This is a genomic window from Scandinavium sp., assembly GCF_051650185.1.
Classification (GTDB): domain Bacteria; phylum Pseudomonadota; class Gammaproteobacteria; order Enterobacterales; family Enterobacteriaceae; genus Scandinavium.
In genome coordinates this window covers 1-17,937 of sequence record NZ_JBOFIN010000142.1, presented here as the reverse complement: position 1 = coordinate 17,937, position 17,937 = coordinate 1, and the positions used below count along the sequence as shown (strand labels likewise).

The following is a 17,937-nucleotide window of genomic DNA, read 5'->3' as shown; positions in this document are numbered from 1 at the left end:
GCCAGGAACGATTCACCATGACGCGTAAACAAGCCACCATCGCAGTGCGTAGCGGGTTAAATGATGACGAGCAATATGGCTGCGTTGTCCCCCCGATTCACCTCTCCAGTACCTATAACTTCACCGGATTCAATGAGCCACGCGCTCATGACTATTCCCGTCGCGGCAACCCGACGCGTGACGTCGTGCAGCGTGCGCTGGCAGAACTGGAAGGCGGTGCGGGCGCGGTGCTGACCAATACCGGCATGTCAGCCATTCATCTGGTGACGACGGTTTACCTGAAACCTGGCGATTTGCTGGTGGCACCACACGACTGCTACGGCGGCAGCTATCGCCTGTTCGATAGCCTTGCAAAGCGGGGCTGCTACCGCGTGCTGTTTGTCGACCAGGGTAACGAGCAGGCGCTGAAAGCCGCGCTGGCAGAAAAACCGAAGCTGGTGCTGGTCGAAAGCCCAAGTAACCCATTGTTGCGCGTTGTGGATATTGCGAAAATCTGCGAGCTGGCGCGTGCGGCCGGTGCCGTCAGCGTGGTGGATAACACCTTCCTGAGTCCGGCGCTGCAAAACCCGCTGGCGCTCGGGGCCGATTTGGTTCTCCACTCCTGCACCAAGTACCTGAACGGCCATTCCGATGTGGTCGCGGGCGTGGTGATTGCGAAAGATCCTGAAACTGTCACCGAGCTGGCATGGTGGGCGAATAATATCGGCGTCACCGGCAGCGCGTTCGACAGCTATCTGCTGCTGCGTGGCCTGCGTACGCTCAGCCCGCGTATGGAAGTGGCGCAGCGTAATGCGACGGCCATTGTTGAGTTCCTGAAGCAGCAACCGCTGGTGAAAAAGCTGTATCATCCTTCCCTGCCGGAAAACCAGGGCCACGAGATTGCCGCTCGCCAGCAGAAAGGCTTTGGCGCAATGCTCAGTTTCGAATTGGATGGTGATGAGAACACCCTGCGCCGCTTCCTGAGCGGGCTGTCGTTGTTCACACTGGCAGAATCTTTAGGCGGCGTGGAAAGCCTGATTTCCCACGCGGCGACCATGACCCATGCGGGCATGGCACCAGAAGCGCGCGCAGCGGCAGGGATCTCCGAAACGCTACTGCGTATTTCGACAGGTATTGAAGATAGCGAAGATTTAATTGCCGACCTGGAAAATGGGTTCCGGGCAGCAAACGAGGGGTAAACATGAGTGTGATAGCGCAGGCAGGGGCGAAGGGTCGTCAACTGCACAAGTTTGGTGGCAGTAGTCTGGCGGATGCGAAATGTTACCTGCGTGTGGCAGGGATTATGGCTGAGCACTCGCAGCCTGAAGACATGATGGTTGTTTCCGCCGCAGGCAGCACCACCAACCAGTTGATCAGCTGGCTGAAGCTCAGCCAGACCGATCGCCTTTCTGCGCATCAGGTTCAGCAGTCGCTGCGTCGTTACCAGATTGAACTGATTACCGGCCTGCTGCCTGCCGAAGTCGCAGACAGCATGATTGCCGGGTTTATTCAGGATCTTGAGCGTCTGGCGGCACTTCTCGATGCGGGCATTACCGATGCGGTGTATGCCGAAGTGGTGGGCCACGGCGAAGTGTGGTCGGCCCGTCTGATGGCGGCTGTTCTGCAACAGCAAGGGCTTGATGCAGCCTGGCTGGATGCCCGTTCTTTCCTGCGTGCTGAACGCGCCGCCCAACCTCAGGTCGATGAAGGCCTCTCCTTCCCATTGCTCCAGCAATTGATGGCGCAGCATCCGAACAAACGCCTGGTGGTGACCGGATTTATCAGCCGCGATAATGCGGGTGAAACCGTGCTGTTGGGGCGAAATGGTTCTGACTATTCCGCCACGCAGATTGGCGCGCTGGCAGGCGTTTCCCGCGTCACCATCTGGAGTGATGTGGCCGGTGTTTACAGCGCCGATCCGCGTAAAGTGAAAGATGCATGTCTGCTGCCGCTGCTGCGTCTTGATGAAGCCAGCGAGCTGGCACGTCTGGCGGCACCGGTTCTGCACGCTCGTACTCTGCAACCCGTTTCCGGCAGTGATATCGACCTGCAACTGCGCTGTAGCTACACGCCGGATCAGGGTTCAACTCGTATTGAACGTGTGCTGGCCTCCGGGACCGGGGCGCGCATTGTCACCAGCCACGATGATGTTTGCCTGATTGAGTTTGTGGTTCCTGCGGGCCAGGATTTCAAACTGGCGCACAAAGAGATCGATTTAGTGCTTAAGCGTGCGCAAGTGCGCCCGCTGGCGGTTGGCGTCCACACTGACCGTCACCTGCTGCAATTCTGCTATACCGCTGAAGTGGCGGACAGCGCGCTGAAGTTGCTTGATGAAGCCGGCCTGCCGGGCGAACTGCGTCTGCGTCAGGGCCTGGCGCTGGTGGCGATGGTTGGTGCGGGCGTCACCCGCAATCCGCTGCACTGCCACCGCTTCTGGCAGCAGTTAAAAGGTCAGCCGGTGGAGTTCACCTGGCAGTCGGAAGAGGGCATCAGCCTGGTCGCTGTGCTGCGTACCGGGCCGACAGAAAGCCTGATTCAGGGGCTGCATCAGTCCATTTTCCGTGCCGAAAAACGCATCGGCCTGGTGCTGTTCGGCAAGGGAAATATCGGTTCTCGCTGGCTGGAGTTGTTTGCCCGTGAGCAAAGTACGCTCTCCGCACGTACCGGGTTTGAATTCGTTCTGGCAGGCGTGGTGGACAGCCGTCGCAGCCTGTTGAATTACGAAGGTCTGGATGCGAGCCGCGCACTGGCGTTCTTCAACGATGAAGCCGTCGAGCAGGATGAAGAATCGCTGTTCCTGTGGATGCGTGCTCACCCGTATGACGATTTGGTGGTGCTCGACGTGACCGCAAGCGAACAGCTCGCCGATCAGTATCTCGATTTTGCCAGCCACGGTTTCCACGTGATCAGCGCTAATAAACTCGCCGGGGCCAGCACCAGCGACAAGTATCGTCAGATCCACGATGCGTTTGAAAAAACAGGGCGTCGCTGGCTGTATAACGCCACCGTAGGCGCAGGTTTGCCGGTCAACCATACCGTGCGTGACCTGCGCGAGAGTGGCGACTCCATCCTCGCCATCAGCGGGATTTTCTCTGGCACGCTTTCCTGGCTGTTCCTGCAGTTTGACGGCACGGTGCCGTTTACCGAACTGGTGGATCAGGCCTGGCAGCAAGGGCTGACCGAGCCAGACCCGCGCGTCGACCTTTCAGGTAAAGACGTGATGCGCAAGCTGGTGATCCTCGCCCGTGAAGCGGGTTACGACATCGAGCCGGATCAGGTGCGTGTCGAATCCCTGGTGCCGTCGCATTGCGAAGAAGGCTCTATCGACCATTTCTTTGAGAATGGCGATGAGCTCAACGAGCAGATGATCCAGCGCCTGGAAGCCGCGCAGGAAATGGGGCTGGTGCTGCGCTATGTGGCCCGTTTCGATGCCAACGGCAAAGCGCGTGTGGGTGTGGAAGCCGTCCGTCCTGAGCATCCGCTGGCGGCACTGCTGCCGTGCGATAACGTCTTCGCGATTGAAAGCCGCTGGTATCGCGATAACCCGCTGGTGATCCGCGGGCCTGGCGCGGGCCGTGATGTGACCGCCGGGGCGATTCAGTCTGATATCAATCGTCTGGCGCAACTGCTGTAGTTTCTTCGGCATTTCCCCCCTCTCCCTAACCCTCTCCCTCAAGGGAGAGGGGATCAAAGAACAGCCGGTTTTTCTCCCCTCGCCCTGTGGGAGAGGGGCCGGGGGAGAGGGCACCAGGCCGCACAGCCTATCCATCATGAACTTTTTTCACCTTCGCTGAATATTCCTCACCACTTTGGTTGTTTTTTCTGTTGACCTCCTGCGGCTTTTCCGTCATTTTTACATCTGGACGTCTAAACGTATAGAAGTTCACATAACAACAAACATCAGCAACTCCAAAGCGACAGACAGAGGTAAGGTATGAGCTTTTTTCACGCCAACCAGCGGGAAGCCCTGAATCAGAGCCTGGCAGAAGTACAGGGCCAGATTAACGTTTCCTTCGAGTTTTTCCCGCCGCGCACCAGTGAAATGGAGCAGACCCTGTGGGCCTCTATCGACAGGTTGAGCAGCCTGAAACCGAAATTCGTTTCCGTAACCTACGGCGCGAATTCAGGCGAGCGCGACCGTACGCACAGCATCATCAAAGGGATCAAAGACAGAACCGGTCTTGAAGCGGCGCCGCATCTGACCTGCATTGATGCCTCGCGTGACGAGCTGCGTACCATTGCCCAGGACTACTGGAATAACGGTATTCGCCATATCGTCGCCCTGCGCGGCGACCTGCCGCCGGGTAGCGGAAAGCCGGAGATGTATGCGGCCGATCTGGTGGGCTTGCTGAAGGATGTGGGGGATTTCGATATTTCCGTGGCGGCTTATCCGGAAGTGCACCCGGAAGCGAAAAGCGCGCAGGCTGATTTGCTGAATCTGAAACGCAAAGTCGATGCCGGGGCGAATCGCGCGATCACCCAATTCTTCTTCGACGTTGAAAGCTACCTGCGTTTCCGCGATCGCTGTGCGGCGACCGGTATCGATGTGGAAATTATTCCGGGCATTCTTCCCGTGTCCAACTTTAAGCAGGCGAAGAAATTCGCTGATATGACCAACGTCCGCATTCCTGCGTGGATGGCGCAAATGTTTAACGGGCTGGACGACGATGCGGAAACCCGCAAGCTTGTTGGCGCGAACATCGCGATGGACATGGTGAAAATCCTGAGCCGCGAAGGGGTGAAAGACTTCCACTTCTACACCCTGAACCGCGCCGAGATGAGCTACGCGATTTGCCACACGCTCGGTGTGCGCCCGGCGGTATAACTCAAAAAATGTCGGGCGGCGCTGCGCTAGCCCGACCTACAATCCTCTGTAGGCCGGTGCCAGCGAAGCGCCGCCCGGCAATTAAGACGTTACTCCCAGTGCAGTAAACACTGTTGCCCATATTTATCGGCGACCAGCAATGCCGCATACACCTGGTCAACGGTGGCGCCACCCGGCATGTTGTGGATGGTTTCGCCCGGCGCGCACGCCGCTTCAGCCACAATGCGCATTTTCTCCTGCACATCATTCTGAATATCCAGCTGTGCCAGGGTGATCGGCAGGCCAATGGCGAAGCAAAGTGCGGCGACAGTTTCGATCTCTTCCTGAGGCGCATTTTCCAGAATCAGCTGGGTCAGCGTGCCAAACGCCACTTTTTCGCCGTGGTAGTAATGGTGCGCATCCGGAATGGCGGTTAAGCCGTTATGCACCGCGTGAGCTGCCGCCAGACCGCCGCTTTCAAAGCCGACGCCGCTGAGATACGTGTTCGCTTCGATGACGCGTTCAAGCGCTGGCGTCACCACATGTTTCTCTGCCGCCAGCATGGCTTTTTCACCCTCTTCCAGCAGCGTGTTGTAGCACAGTTCCGCCAGAGCCAACGCAGCCTGAGTGCAGCGTCCGCCCGCCATGGTGGTTGCGCCGCTGCGTGAACAGGCGCGGGCTTCAAACCAGGTTGCCAGCGCATCGCCAATGCCCGCCGCCAGCAAACGCGCAGGCGCGCCAGCCACCACTTTGGTGTCGACAATCACCAGGTTCGGGTTGTGCGGGAGCATCAGATATCTGTCGAATTCACCCTCGTCGGTATAAAGAACGGAAAGGGCGCTGCAAGGCGCATCGGTTGAGGCGATGGTGGGCGCGATGGCGACCGGCAGATTCATAAAATGCGCGAGCGCTTTAGCGGTATCCAGCGTTTTACCGCCGCCAATGCCCAGCACCGCCTGACATTTTGCACTTATCGCAATATCGCGTAAGCGGTTGATTTCATTTTGCGAGCATTCGCCGTTGAACGGCACGATATCTGCCGCTAATCCGCTCACTTCGAGACTCTTACGCAGCGTCTTCTCAGCAAAACCGAGCACAAATTTATCGCCCACGATGAGCCAGCGTTCAGCCATGGGCTTGAGGTAGTCGCCAAGGCGGGTGAGAACATCTGCACCCTGGATATATTTGCCTGGCGATTGAATAATCCGGTCCATACATCACTCCTTAAAGGTTGAGATTGCCAAATGCGTTCTTCCAGTCCTGCTCAAACTTCTCAATAGCTGACTCTACTGCGGGCGTGCCGAGCATTTGTTGCGCTACGTCTAAGGGGAGGGTGATTGCTTCGCAACCTGCGAGCAGGCAATCCAGCGCCTGACGCGGCGTTTTAAAACTGGCCGCCAGCACTTTGCTCTGCGGAGCGTGAAGCTCCAGCAGAGCTTGCAGTTCACGCACGGTCTGGATGCCGTCACCGCCCTGCGCATCGACGCGGTTTACATAAGGCGCGACGTACTCAGCCCCTGCCAGTGCGGCGAGTAATCCTTGCGAGGCGCTATAAACCGCGGTGCCGAGTGTCGCAATCCCTTCACGTTTTAACAGCTTGATCGCCGCCAACCCTTCGGCGGTAACCGGGATCTTGACCACGATGTCGGGCAGTAAAGTGGCCAGACGCTTAGCTTCAGCCACCATACCGTCCGCTGTGCGGCTCATCGTCTGGGCAAAAAGTTTGCCCTGTGGGCCGATGGCTTCCTGCAACTGCGGGAGCAATTCCCAAAGCGCAGTTTTCCCGGCGGCAATAATGCTTGGGTTAGTGGTGACGCCTGCAATCGGGTAAATACGGGCCAGACGGCGGACTTCAGAGACATTTGCGGTATCGAGATACAGTTCCATAAGGTTTCCTTAGGTCAGAGTTCCAGTTCGTGTTGCAGCAGGCTGGCGATCGCTTCGGGCGAAGCGGCGTTTACCAGCGCGTGGCGAAATTCCTGGTGCATGATGCGGCGGGCAAGGCGCGAGAAAATACGCATGTGTTGATCGCCTGCGGCATGTTTATTCAGCGTCAGCATGATGATGAACTGCGCTTCTTCTTCGCCCCACTGAACGGGTTCTGGCAGACGCGCCACGCTGATGGTGGATTGTTCGATGTGCTCTGATTTGCTGTGCGGAATGGCAAAACTGAAGCCGAGGCCGGTCGAAAAGACGGCTTCGCGTGCCCAGAGATCGGCTTCCAGCTTGCGGGGGTAGCGGCAGCGCCCGGCCAGCAGCAGGTTGTCGGTCATGCCTTTGAGCACTTCTTCTTTGCTTTGCCAGTCGTTATCGAGCGAGATGCAACTGGCGGCGATAAGCGGTGCGTCCTGTTGGGCCATGCGGAATTGCGCCAGCAGATGCTCCACTTCCAGTGAAGTACGGCAGGCCATCGCCTGATTGAGCAGCTGGCGACAGGCGCGACTGTCGAGCTGCGCAAGCCGCGCTTTTGTCGCAGGGATGGCCGGTGCGCTCATGCTGATTTCATCGAGCCCAAGCCCGACCAGCAGCGGAAGTACGGAGCCTTTCGCTCCCAGTTCGCCGCACAGGCCAATCCATTTCCCCTGGCGATGAACGGCCTGAACCGCAAAATCCAGCGCGCGTAAAAACGCCGGGTTCAGGCTGTTATAGTGGCGCGTGACTTTGGCATTATCGCGATCGACCGCCAGCAGGTATTGCGTCAGGTCGTTGCTGCCGATGCTGAAGAAGTCTATCTCTTCGCAACACTGGTCGATGATAAACATCACCGACGGCACCTCCAGCATGATGCCGAGCGGAATTTTTTCATCAAACGGGATTTGGGCGCTGCGTAATTGCTGTTTGGCTTCGGCGAGTTTTTCTTTCACCCACAGGATCTCTTCCATCGAGGAGATCATCGGGATCATAATTTTCAGCTTGCCGTGGGCAGAGGCACGCAGGATCGAACGAAGCTGGGTCGTAAACAGCGCGGCGTATTCTTCATAAATACGTACTGCGCGATAGCCGAGGAACGGGTTGTTTTCTGCCGGAATGTTGAGGTAGTCCACTGGCTTATCACCGCCGATGTCCATAGTGCGCACGATGATGCTGCGACCTCTCGCCGATTCCAGCGCCTGGCAAAAGAGGTTGTACAGCTCATCTTCTGAAGGCGCGCTGGTTCTGTCCATGTACAGCATTTCAGTGCGGAACAAACCAACTGCTTCAGCGCCGTTACCAAAAGCGGCCTGCGCTTCCACGGCGTGGGCGATATTGGCGGCCACTTCCAGGCGTATTCCGTCTGCACTTCTGGCTTCTTTTTCCAGCCAGACGCTTTGCTGCTCACGCAGCGCGGCCTGAACACGAGCTTCCTGCTCGTAATAACGGTTAATGGCCTGCGTCGGTTCTACAACGACGGAGCCGGTATTTCCGTCGAGCCAGGCTGGCTGATTTTGCCAGCGTGACAGGGCAGGAATGTCCACGCCAACCAGTGTCGGAATATTGAAGGAACGAGCGAGGATCACGGTGTGAGACGTTGTGCCGCCGCTTTGCAGAATTAACCCTTTCAGCAGGTTTTTATCGAGCTCCAGAAACTGGCCGGGAGTCAGCTCATCAGCCATGCAAATGGACGACTGGGTTAGCTGGCCCGGAGCCGGGAAACGTATCTCGCCGTATATCTGTTGCAGCAGTTGATAACAGACGTCGGTCACATCCAGCACGCGCTCCTGCAAATAACTGCTGCTGGACTGCGCGAAGGTTTCGCTGAAGTGCTGAGCGCTGCGAATGATGGCTTCGGCGCAGCTTAAACCTTCCGTAATGCCTCTCAGCAGGTGCTGGCGCAGGCTGCTGTCGGTTGCCAGTGAGCGGTGGGCATCGAGGATAGCGCTGGTGGTGCTGTCGCTGTCGAGCTGACGCAGCGCCAGCGTTTTTACCAGCAGGGTCAGCCCGTTATCCAGCGCAGCCTGCTCTTCTTCCTGGGGCAACGTTGCGGGCAGATTGCTGAGCGTGCCGAGATTAAGCGCGGTAATCGCTGTCAACACGCCGCCCGCACTGCCGCTGCAAACGGAGCGGGCGCGAATCAGCGTTGGGTTCAGATGGGTCAACGATTCCGGCAGGGCATCACTTTCCTGAAGGTTTGCATGTTCCAGCGGCGCATCGCAGTGCGGAAATTCATCGCGAAACCAGGCGCTGAGCTTTTGCTGCGCGTGGGCTTCGTCAGGCCCTTCAATACGTAACTGACAAGCGTCTCCCGTGAGGGTGTCTGTGCCAATAATTGCCAGCGCGCTTTTGGCGTTGCCGCTGCGCTCGCTGCGTAAATTGCGCCACTCAATCGCCGATGAGTAGGTGTTGCACAGCGTTTCCACCAGGCTTGCCGGGCGAGCGTGCACACCGTTGGGCAAGGTACAGATAAATTCCACAACCTGGGCCATGGCCTTTTTCCTCAATTCAAATAGGGTCTGGCGACAGCATAGAGCGGGGAAAAGGGCAGGGGCTATCTGACAAAACGGCTAAAAACTGGATTTTTGTAATGTCCACGGGAAAGTGCGGAGTTCCTCACAAAACAGAAATAATCCCGCCTGTAACGGCTTGTTGAGGGCGATCTCATTTTTCATCAGATATTACAAAAGTCCAGTAAATGGCCTTTTTATCCACTGTCTGTCGTGCTGTCGATTGCCTATTGTGGCCCCAACAACGTTATGGATATGGGCCTGTGGCCCGGGAGCAGCAAATGAAAGAGTTGGTGCAGATCCTCAAAAACACCCGTCAGCATCTGATGACCGGCGTGTCGCATATGATCCCGTTCGTGGTCGCCGGGGGCATTCTGCTCGCGGTGTCCGTCATGCTGTATGGCAAAGGCGCGGTGCCGGATGCCGCGACCGATCCCAACCTGAAAAAGCTGTTTGATATTGGCGTGGCGGGGCTAACCCTGATGGTGCCTTTCCTGGCGGCCTATATCGGTTACTCCATTGCGGAGCGCTCCGCACTGGCTCCTTGCGCTATTGGCGCCTGGGTCGGCAACAGTTTTGGGGCGGGCTTTTTCGGCGCGATCATTGCCGGGATGATCGGCGGGATTGTCGTCTTTTACCTCAAGCGCATTCCCGTGGCGAAAGTCCTGCGTTCGGTGATGCCCATCTTTGTGATCCCGATTATCGGCACCTTTATTACCGCCGGGATCATGATGTGGGGCCTTGGCGAACCGGTTGGTGCGCTGACACAGAGCCTCACCGGCTGGCTGCAAGGGATGCAGCAGGGCAGCATCGTGGTGCTGGCCATCGTGATGGGCCTGATGCTGGCGTTTGATATGGGTGGGCCGGTGAATAAGGTGGCTTACGCTTTCATGCTCATCTGTGTGGCGCAGGGGGTTTATACGGTGGTGGCGATTGCCGCTGTCGCGATTTGTGTCCCGCCGCTGGGGCTGGGTCTGGCGACGCTGATTAAGCGTAATAACTTTAGCGCGGAAGAGCGAGAAGCTGGTAAAGCGGCGCTGGTGATGGGCTGTGTAGGCGTCACCGAAGGTGCCATTCCGTTTGCCGCAGCCGACCCGCTGCGCGTCATCCCTTCCATCATGCTGGGCTCTGCCTGCGGCGCGGTCACTGCCGCTGTTATCGGCGCGGAGTGTTATGCAGGCTGGGGCGGGTTGATTGTGCTGCCGGTGGTTGATGGCAAGCTGGGGTATATCGCGGCGGTGGCAGTCGGCGCTGTTGTCACGGCCGTTAGCGTCAACGTCCTGAAAAGCCTGGCGCGTAATAAGCCGGTCGCAGAGAAAGAAGACGACCTGGATCTGGATTTCGAAATTAACTAAGAGGGAATAACCATGACTTCAATTATCGCAGTAACCGCCTGTCCGTCCGGTGTCGCTCATACCTACATGGCGGCCGAAGCGCTGGAAGCCGCGGCGAAAGCCAAAGGCTGGCAGGTCAAAGTGGAAACACAGGGCTCGATTGGCCAGGAAAATACCCTGACCGCAGAGGACGTGGCCGCCGCCGATATGGTGATCCTCACCAAAGACATCGGCATCAAATTTGAGGAGCGTTTCCAGGGCAAAACCCTTGTTCGCGTCAACATCAGCGATGCGGTAAAACGCGCCGACGCCATCATGAACAAGATTGAAGCCCATCTGACGCAAACCGCTTAGCACACCGGCCCGCTGCTGTTTGGGCGGGCCGCCTGAACTCAAAAAAGGAGTGCCCCATGACGAATCGCATTCAACGCCTGAAAGACGCCCTGTTTGCCAGACCCCGTGAAATTTCCCTTGAGCGCGCGCTGCTTTATACCGAAAGCCATCAGCAGACGGAAGGCGAGCCGGTTATCCTGCGCAGAGCCAGAGCGACGGCGCATATTCTGGATAAGGTGGAGATAGCGATCCGTGATGAGGAGCTGATTGCCGGTAACCGCACCGTGCAACCGCGCGCCGGCATTATGTCGCCGGAAATGGACCCGTACTGGCTGCTAAAGGAACTGGACCAGTTTTCGAGCCGCCCACAGGACAAGTTTGCGATAAGCGAAGACGACAAACGAGTCTATCGCGAAGTGCTGTTCCCTTACTGGGAAAAGCGTTCGATGAAGGATTTCATCAACGCCAGAATGTCGAATGAGGTAAAAGCGGCGGTGGCGACGCAAATCTTCAGCGTGAACCAGACCGACAAAGGGCAGGGGCACATCATCATCGATTACCCACGTCTGCTGGAAAATGGGTTGGGTACGCTGGTGGCGGAGCTGCAAACGCTCTGCCAGCACGAGCCGGATAACGATTTTTATGCCGCCGCCTTGTTACTGCTGGAAGCCTCGCAGCGCCATATTCTGCGCTATGCCGCGCTCGCCGGGGCGATGGCGCTTGAGTGTCAGGACGCGAAACGGGCGGAAGAGCTGCGCCAACTAGCCGAAATTTCCCGCCATAACGCAGAGCACAAGCCGAAGACCTTCTGGCAGGCGTGCCAGCTGTTCTGGTACATGAACGTGATTTTGCAGTATGAGTCGAATGCGAGTTCGCTCTCCATCGGGCGTTTCGACCAGTACATGCTGCCTTTTTATCAGGCCTCGCTGAGCCAGGGCGAAGATCCCGCTTTCCTGCGCGAGATGCTCGAATCCCTGTGGGTGAAGTGCAATGACGTGGTGCTGCTGCGTTCAACCAGCAGCGCGCGCTATTTCGCTGGCTTCCCGACGGGCTACACCGCCCTGCTTGGCGGTCAGACGGAAAACGGTCGCAGCGCGGTAAACATACTCTCTTTCCTTTGCCTGGATGCCTATCAGAATGTCCGCCTGCCGCAGCCAAATCTGGGCGTGCGCGTGAATGAACTGATTGACGGCCCGTTTTTACGCAAAACGGCAGAAACCATTCGTCTGGGCACGGGCATTCCGCAGATTTTTAACGATGAAGTGATCGTGCCTGCGTTCCTGAATCGGGGCGTAACGCTTGAAGATGCCCGTGATTATTCAGTTGTGGGCTGCGTTGAGCTTTCCATTCCGGGAAAAACCTATGGGCTGCACGATATTGCGATGTTTAACCTGCTGAAAGTGATGGAAATCGTGCTTCAGGAGAACGAAGGCAACGCGGATATCGGCTGGGAAACGCTGCTGGAAAACATTCGGGCGAAAACCAGCCACTTCATTTCACTGATGGCGGAAGGCAGCAACATCTGTGACATCGGCCATCGCGACTGGGCGCCGGTGCCACTGCTGTCGTCTTTCATCAGCGATTGCCTGACGAACGGCAAAGACATCACCGAAGGCGGCGCTCGCTACAACTTCTCGGGCGTACAAGGGATCGGCATCGCCAACCTCAGCGATTCTCTGCATGCCCTGAAAGGCATGGTGTTTGATCAGCAAAGGCTGAGCTTCGATGAGCTGCTGGCAGTCCTGAAAGCGAACTTTGCGACTCCGGAAGGGGAGAAAATCCGCGCCAGGTTGATCAATCGCTTTGAGAAATACGGCAATGATATCGACGAAGTGGACAACATCAGCGCCGATCTGCTGCGTTACTACTGCAAAGAGGTGGAAAAATACCGTAATCCGCGCGGTGGGCAATTCACGCCGGGGTCGTACACTGTCTCTGCTCATGTGCCTTTAGGCGCAGTCGTGGGCGCAACGCCAGACGGGCGCTATGCGGGTGAGCAGCTGGCCGATGGCGGTTTATCCCCTATGCTCGGACAAGATATGCAGGGGCCAACCGCCGTACTGAAATCGGTGAGTAAGCTCGATAACACGTTGTTGTCGAATGGCACCTTGTTGAATGTGAAATTCACCCCCGCAACGCTGGAAGGTGATGCCGGGCTGAATAAGCTGGCCGATTTCCTGCGAGCGTTCACGAAGCTGAAATTGCAGCACGTCCAGTTTAACGTCGTGAATGCCGACACCCTGCGTGAAGCGCAGGCGCGACCCCAGGATTTCGCCGGGCTGGTGGTGCGTGTGGCGGGATATAGCGCGTTCTTCGTTGAGCTGTCGAAGGAGATTCAGGATGACATTATCCGCCGCACCGCGCATCACCTGTGAGGTGCTGGAGACGCGCGCTGACACGGCGCGCATTTTCAACATTCAGCGCTACTCCCTGAACGACGGGCAGGGGATCCGCACGGTGGTTTTTTTCAAAGGCTGCCCGCACCGTTGCCCGTGGTGCGCCAATCCGGAATCCCTGTCGCCTGCTATCCAGACGGTTCGCCGCGAGAGTAAATGCCTGCACTGTGCTCCCTGTCTGCGTGATGCGGACGAATGCCCGTCGGGGGCATTTGAACGCATTGGCCGCGATATCACGCTGGAGCAACTTGAGCGTGAGGTGCTGAAGGACGAGATTTTTTATCGCACTTCAGGCGGTGGCGTCACGCTCTCGGGCGGTGAAGTGTTAATGCAGGCGGGGTTCGCTACCCGCTTTCTCAAAAGATTGCGCCAGGCTGGTTTGCATACTGCTATAGAAACAGCGGGCGATGCGCCGTTAAGTCGCCTGCTGCCTCTGGCTCAACAGTGCGATGAAGTGCTCTTTGATTTGAAGATAATGGATCCTGCGCGTGCTCAGGCGGTAGTGAAAATGGATCAGCCACGCGTAATGGAGAATTTTTTAGCGTTGGTGAGAGAAGGGATCAACGTCATTCCACGTCTGCCGCTGATCCCGGGGTTCACTCAGGAAGAGGAAAATGTGCGACAGGTGCTGGCTTTTTTGGCTCCGACCAGCATCCGGGAGCTGCATTTACTTCCCTTTCACCAGTATGGCGAACCAAAATACCGGTTGCTGGGCGGCGAATGGGCGATGAAAGCGTGTGTGCCACCGACGGCTGAAGAGATTGCTCGCGTCCGTAGCAAAGCAGAAGCAGAGGGTTTTCATGTAACGACAGGAGGGTAACGTGACGGGAACAGGCGGAAGATTTCTGGTGGCGGTCACCGCTTGCGTGAGCGGCGTGGCCCACACTTACATGGCGGCCGAGCGGCTGGAGAAGCTGTGCCAGCAGGAAAAATGGATCGTCAAAATTGAAACTCAGGGCGCACTTGGCATTGAAAACGCGCTGAGTCCGGGAGATATCTCACGAGCCGACGTTGTTTTGCTTATTACCGATATCGACCTGAGCGGCGAGGAGCGTTTTGGCGGCGCGCGCTATGTTCGCTCCGGCATTAACACCTTTCTGCGCGAGCCGCAGAAGGTGATGAGCGCGGTGCGCAAACTGCTTTCGGCCCCGCAACACACCCATATCACTCTTTAATCGACAACTGACTGTGATACTGCCGCCGATATTCCGACGGTGAACGGTCGGTGTTTTTACGAAAAAGTCGGCAGAAATAGTTACTGTCGGTGAAGCCGCAGGCATGCGCCACTTCCTTCACTTTCATGTCGTACCCTTTGAGCAGCGCTTTGGCTTTTTCGAGCCGGGTGTGGTTCAGATATTCGTTAAAGCCTAAAGCACCGCTTTTATTGAACAGGTGCGACAGATAATTGGGCGAAATATAAAACGCGTGGGCGACGGAGTCCCGGCTTAGGGCGTCGGCATAATTTGCATCAATATGATCGCGGATCGCCTCAAACAGCGCCTGGCTGCGCGAAGCGGTCTGAATCTGGCTGCTCAGCAGGTCGGCGCAGTGGCTCAGCAGGCTCATCACAATCATCTTTGCGGTGTTGTTATCCTGCGGCTGCATGCGAATTTCATCGAGCGCCTGCAATAAAAAGGAGCCAACGCGAGGGCCACGACGCGCCACGTGTTGTTTCATCACGTTCTGGAGTTGCTGCCCATCCCAGTGCTGCACGCTAAAGCCAAGCTGTTGTTTGCCAAATAAAATACTGAGCGTGGTGGCGGGCTTTTCCCACTGCGGGCAGTTCCAGCTTCCTGCGGGCACATACAGCAAATCATGAGCGTTGAGGCTGAATGGCCCATCGCTAATTTCACCTTTCAACACAATTTCAAGCCTCGGGAAATCAACCTGGAAGGCCAGCGGCGGCACCGTGCCGTTTTCGTGCGCAAAGTAGCAGATATTCAATGAGTCCATTGATGACATCAATGACGTAACGATTCGGGTGATAGTGCTGTCGGTTTGTTCCATTACTTCACCTCTCCTGAATGATTTACGAAAAAACGCTGACAGATCATTGACCTCATTCCCCTGCATAATCCAGGCTTATTGGTGAAAGTTTACGGACTCGTCGACATTTCTATGAACAACATTTGTTATGGTGTTCATGGCCAGAAGGAAAGAACTATCAAATCTGTAGATTTTATCATCTATAACTTATCTGCAGAGCTGTATATCCTGGTATTAAAAACACTGAAGGGAGCAGGAAGATGAGCAATCAAGAAAACGATCACAACACGTTATCCGCAGCAAAGTGCCCATTCCATCAGGGCAGCCATGACGAAAGCGCAGGCGCAGGGACCAGCAGCCGAGACTGGTGGCCAAAACAACTTCGCGTCGATCTCCTCAATCAGCACTCCAGCCGCTCTAACCCACTGGGCGAAGATTTTGATTACCGTAAAGAATTCAGCAAATTAGATTATTCCGCCCTGAAAGGCGATCTCAGAGCTCTGCTGACTGATTCGCAGCCATGGTGGCCTGCCGACTGGGGCAGCTATGCTGGCCTGTTTATTCGTATGGCCTGGCACGGCGCAGGGACCTATCGTTCCGTTGATGGCCGTGGTGGCGCGGGACGGGGTCAGCAGCGCTTTGCTCCGCTGAACTCCTGGCCGGACAACGTCAGCCTCGATAAAGCGCGTCGCCTGCTTTGGCCTATCAAACAGAAATACGGCCAGAAAATCTCCTGGGCCGATCTGTTCATTCTGGCGGGTAACGTTGCGCTGGAAAACTCCGGCTTCCGTACTTTCGGTTTTGGTGCCGGGCGTGAAGATGTCTGGGAACCGGATATGGATGTGAACTGGGGCGATGAAACGACCTGGCTGAAACACCGTAATCCGGAAGAACTGGCAAAACGTCCGCTGGCTGCTACCGAAATGGGCCTGATATACGTGAACCCGGAAGGGCCAAACGCCAGCGGTGAACCGCTGTCTGCCGCAGCTGCCATCCGCGCCACCTTCGGCAATATGGGCATGAACGACGAAGAGACCGTCGCGCTCATCGCCGGTGGTCATACATTAGGGAAAACTCACGGCGCGGGCGAAGCAACCCACGTGGGCGTCGATCCGGAAGCAGCCCCGATTGAAGCACAAGGCCTCGGCTGGGCAAGTACGCACGGCAGTGGTGTGGGCGCAGACGCTATCACCTCGGGTCTGGAAGTGGTGTGGACTCAAACGCCAACCCAATGGAGCAATTTCTTCTTCGAAAACCTGTTCAAATACGAGTGGGTGCAAACTCGTAGCCCGGCCGGTGCGATTCAGTTTGAAGCGGTGGATGCCCCGGAAAGCATTCCCGATCCGTTTGACCCGTCTAAAAAACGCAAACCGACGATGCTGGTTACCGACCTGACGCTGCGCTTTGACCCGGACTTCGAGAAAATCTCTCGTCGCTTCCTCAACGATCCACAAGCCTTTAACGAAGCCTTTGCTCGCGCGTGGTTCAAACTGACGCACCGCGATATGGGACCGAAAGCGAGATACATCGGCCCGGAAGTGCCGAACGAAGATCTGATTTGGCAGGATCCGCTGCCGAAAGCGTTCTTCGAACCCACCGCAGAAGATATCGACGTTCTGAAAGCAGAAATTGCGCACTCCGGGCTTTCTGTGAGTGAACTGGTGTCGGTTGCGTGGGCATCGGCTTCCACCTTCCGCGGTGGCGATAAGCGTGGTGGGGCGAACGGTGCTCGCCTGGCGCTGGCACCTCAGCGTGACTGGGATGTGAACGCGATTGCAGCTAAAGCGCTCCCGGCGCTGGAAGCGATTTATAAATCTTCTCGCCGCGCTTCTCTGGCTGACATCATTGTGCTGGCTGGTGTGGTTGGTGTCGAAAAAGCGGCAGAAGCTGCTGGCGTGAATATTCATGTGCCGTTTACGCCGGGCCGTGTGGATGCCAGCCAGGATCAGACCGATATCGAAATGTTCAGCCTGATGGAGCCGGTAGCCGATGGTTTCCGCAACTATCGCGCTCGCCTGGATGCGGCGACCACCGAATCTCTGCTTATCGACAAAGCGCAGCAGCTGACGCTGACCGCGCCGGAGCTCACTGTGCTGGTGGGTGGTTTGCGTGTTCTGGGTGTCAACTTTGATGGCGGCAACAACGGTGTGTTTACCGACCGTGTGGGTGTGCTCAGCAATGACTTCTTCGTCAACCTGCTGGATATGCGCAACGAGTGGAAAGCCACCGACGCTTCTAACGAACAGTTCGAAGGACGTTGCCGTCAGAGCGGTGAAGTGAAGCACACTGCAACCCGTGCAGACCTGGTGTTTGGCTCTAACGCCGTGCTGCGTGCGCTGGCAGAAGTTTATGCCTGCGACGATGCCAAAGAGAAGTTTGTGAAAGACTTCGTCGCGGCATGGGTGAAAGTGATGAACCTGGATCGCTTCGACCTGCAGTAAGCCTGTCTGAGACGTAAAAAATCCCCGCTTTCGAGCGGGGATTTTTGTTTTGGCCTTTGCGAAATTGCCGGGCGGCACGTTGTTTGCCCGGCCTACAAGGCGTAGTAGATACTGTTATGCCACGCAAGCATTTTCCATATGCTGAGTGGCATCGAAAGGGCGTCCTGATTTCAGGACGCCATACGCCATCTGCGCCAGCTTCCGCATCATCGCCCCGATTATTAGCTTCCCATTTTTCCCGTT

At 56.8% G+C, this 17,937-nt stretch carries 13 protein-coding genes; 9 read left to right on the top strand and 4 right to left on the bottom strand.

Going from position 1 to position 17,937, the window contains the following annotated elements; translation table 11 throughout:
• Positions 1-17: 17 nt before the first annotated feature.
• The 3 genes from metB (at position 18) to metF (ending at position 4,804) form a co-directional block, all read left to right on the top strand.
• Positions 18-1,178: a cystathionine gamma-synthase gene (gene metB / locus ACRCWW_RS19680; protein ID WP_438683894.1), complete on the top strand. Its 1,161-nt coding sequence runs from the start codon at positions 18-20 to the stop codon at positions 1,176-1,178.
• 2 nt (positions 1,179-1,180) lie between these two features.
• Positions 1,181-3,613 carry a bifunctional aspartate kinase/homoserine dehydrogenase II gene (locus tag ACRCWW_RS19675; RefSeq protein ID WP_438683892.1) on the top strand — a complete coding sequence of 811 codons (2,433 nt, stop codon included), beginning with the start codon at positions 1,181-1,183 and terminating at the stop codon, positions 3,611-3,613.
• 300 nt (positions 3,614-3,913) lie between these two features.
• Positions 3,914-4,804: a methylenetetrahydrofolate reductase gene (gene metF, locus ACRCWW_RS19670; RefSeq protein ID WP_438683891.1), complete on the top strand. Its 891-nt coding sequence runs from the start codon at positions 3,914-3,916 to the stop codon at positions 4,802-4,804.
• A gap of 89 nt (positions 4,805-4,893) precedes the next feature.
• On the opposite strand, the gene gldA is transcribed toward metF, so the two are convergent.
• From gldA to ptsP, 3 genes are read right to left on the bottom strand one after another with little or no spacing between them, the layout of a single operon-like run.
• Positions 4,894-5,997: a bifunctional L-1,2-propanediol dehydrogenase/glycerol dehydrogenase gene (gene gldA / locus ACRCWW_RS19665; protein ID WP_438683890.1), complete on the bottom strand. Its 1,104-nt coding sequence runs from the start codon at positions 5,995-5,997 to the stop codon at positions 4,894-4,896.
• Between the two features lie 10 nt (positions 5,998-6,007).
• Positions 6,008-6,670 carry a fructose-6-phosphate aldolase gene (gene fsa, locus ACRCWW_RS19660; protein ID WP_438683889.1) on the bottom strand — a complete coding sequence of 221 codons (663 nt, stop codon included), beginning with the start codon at positions 6,668-6,670 and terminating at the stop codon, positions 6,008-6,010.
• A gap of 14 nt (positions 6,671-6,684) precedes the next feature.
• A complete protein-coding gene (gene ptsP / locus ACRCWW_RS19655; protein WP_438683888.1) occupies positions 6,685-9,186 on the bottom strand; it encodes a phosphoenolpyruvate--protein phosphotransferase in 2,502 nt (833 codons plus the stop codon).
• Positions 9,187-9,485: 299 nt separating this feature from the next.
• On the opposite strand from ptsP, the gene ACRCWW_RS19650 reads away from it, so the two are divergent.
• Genes ACRCWW_RS19650 through ACRCWW_RS19630 form a run of 5 tightly spaced genes read left to right on the top strand, consistent with a single transcriptional unit; the run spans position 9,486 to position 14,442 of the window.
• A complete protein-coding gene (locus ACRCWW_RS19650; RefSeq protein WP_438683887.1) occupies positions 9,486-10,559 on the top strand; it encodes a PTS fructose transporter subunit EIIC in 1,074 nt (357 codons plus the stop codon).
• Positions 10,560-10,571: 12 nt separating this feature from the next.
• Positions 10,572-10,892 (top strand): PTS fructose-like transporter subunit IIB, encoded by a 321-nt coding sequence (locus ACRCWW_RS19645; protein WP_438683886.1) that lies wholly within the window; start codon positions 10,572-10,574, stop codon positions 10,890-10,892.
• A 56-nt stretch (positions 10,893-10,948) separates the two neighbouring features.
• Positions 10,949-13,246 (top strand): formate C-acetyltransferase, encoded by a 2,298-nt coding sequence (locus ACRCWW_RS19640; RefSeq protein ID WP_438683885.1) that lies wholly within the window; start codon positions 10,949-10,951, stop codon positions 13,244-13,246.
• On the top strand, positions 13,212-14,087 hold the full coding sequence (locus tag ACRCWW_RS19635) for a [formate-C-acetyltransferase]-activating enzyme (protein WP_438683884.1): 876 nt from the start codon (positions 13,212-13,214) through the stop codon (positions 14,085-14,087). The genes ACRCWW_RS19640 and ACRCWW_RS19635 overlap by 35 nt, the downstream gene beginning before the upstream one ends.
• 1 nt (position 14,088) lies before the next feature.
• Positions 14,089-14,442, top strand: a complete 354-nt coding sequence (locus ACRCWW_RS19630) for a PTS fructose-like transporter subunit IIB (RefSeq protein ID WP_438683883.1) — start codon at positions 14,089-14,091, stop codon at positions 14,440-14,442.
• Here ACRCWW_RS19630 and ACRCWW_RS19625 read toward each other — a convergent pair.
• Positions 14,432-15,229: a helix-turn-helix transcriptional regulator gene (locus ACRCWW_RS19625; RefSeq protein WP_438683893.1), complete on the bottom strand. Its 798-nt coding sequence runs from the start codon at positions 15,227-15,229 to the stop codon at positions 14,432-14,434. The genes ACRCWW_RS19630 and ACRCWW_RS19625 overlap by 11 nt on opposite strands.
• Positions 15,230-15,513: 284 nt before the next feature.
• Here ACRCWW_RS19625 and katG point away from each other — a divergent pair, with 284 nt between their 5' ends.
• Complete coding sequence (gene katG, locus ACRCWW_RS19620; RefSeq protein ID WP_438683882.1) at positions 15,514-17,694, top strand: catalase/peroxidase HPI; 2,181 nt, start codon at positions 15,514-15,516, stop codon at positions 17,692-17,694.
• The last annotated feature ends 243 nt before the right edge of the window (positions 17,695-17,937 follow it).

Excerpts from the sequence above, each read along its gene's own strand:
- ACRCWW_RS19675 (WP_438683892.1), top strand. The coding sequence starts at position 1,181 with ATGAGTGTGATAGCGCAGGCAGGGGCGAAGGGTCGTCAACTGCACAAG.
- ACRCWW_RS19645 (WP_438683886.1), top strand. The coding sequence starts at position 10,572 with ATGACTTCAATTATCGCAGTAACCGCCTGTCCGTCCGGTGTCGCTCAT.
- metB (WP_438683894.1), top strand. The coding sequence starts at position 18 with ATGACGCGTAAACAAGCCACCATCGCAGTGCGTAGCGGGTTAAATGAT.
- ACRCWW_RS19635 (WP_438683884.1), top strand. The coding sequence starts at position 13,212 with ATGACATTATCCGCCGCACCGCGCATCACCTGTGAGGTGCTGGAGACG.
- ACRCWW_RS19640 (WP_438683885.1), top strand. The coding sequence starts at position 10,949 with ATGACGAATCGCATTCAACGCCTGAAAGACGCCCTGTTTGCCAGACCC.
- ACRCWW_RS19650 (WP_438683887.1), top strand. The coding sequence starts at position 9,486 with ATGAAAGAGTTGGTGCAGATCCTCAAAAACACCCGTCAGCATCTGATG.
- ACRCWW_RS19625 (WP_438683893.1), bottom strand. The coding sequence starts at position 15,229 with ATGTCATCAATGGACTCATTGAATATCTGCTACTTTGCGCACGAAAAC.
- ptsP (WP_438683888.1), bottom strand. The coding sequence starts at position 9,186 with ATGGCCCAGGTTGTGGAATTTATCTGTACCTTGCCCAACGGTGTGCAC.
- katG (WP_438683882.1), top strand. The coding sequence starts at position 15,514 with ATGAGCAATCAAGAAAACGATCACAACACGTTATCCGCAGCAAAGTGC.
- metF (WP_438683891.1), top strand. The coding sequence starts at position 3,914 with ATGAGCTTTTTTCACGCCAACCAGCGGGAAGCCCTGAATCAGAGCCTG.
- gldA (WP_438683890.1), bottom strand. The coding sequence starts at position 5,997 with ATGGACCGGATTATTCAATCGCCAGGCAAATATATCCAGGGTGCAGAT.
- fsa (WP_438683889.1), bottom strand. The coding sequence starts at position 6,670 with ATGGAACTGTATCTCGATACCGCAAATGTCTCTGAAGTCCGCCGTCTG.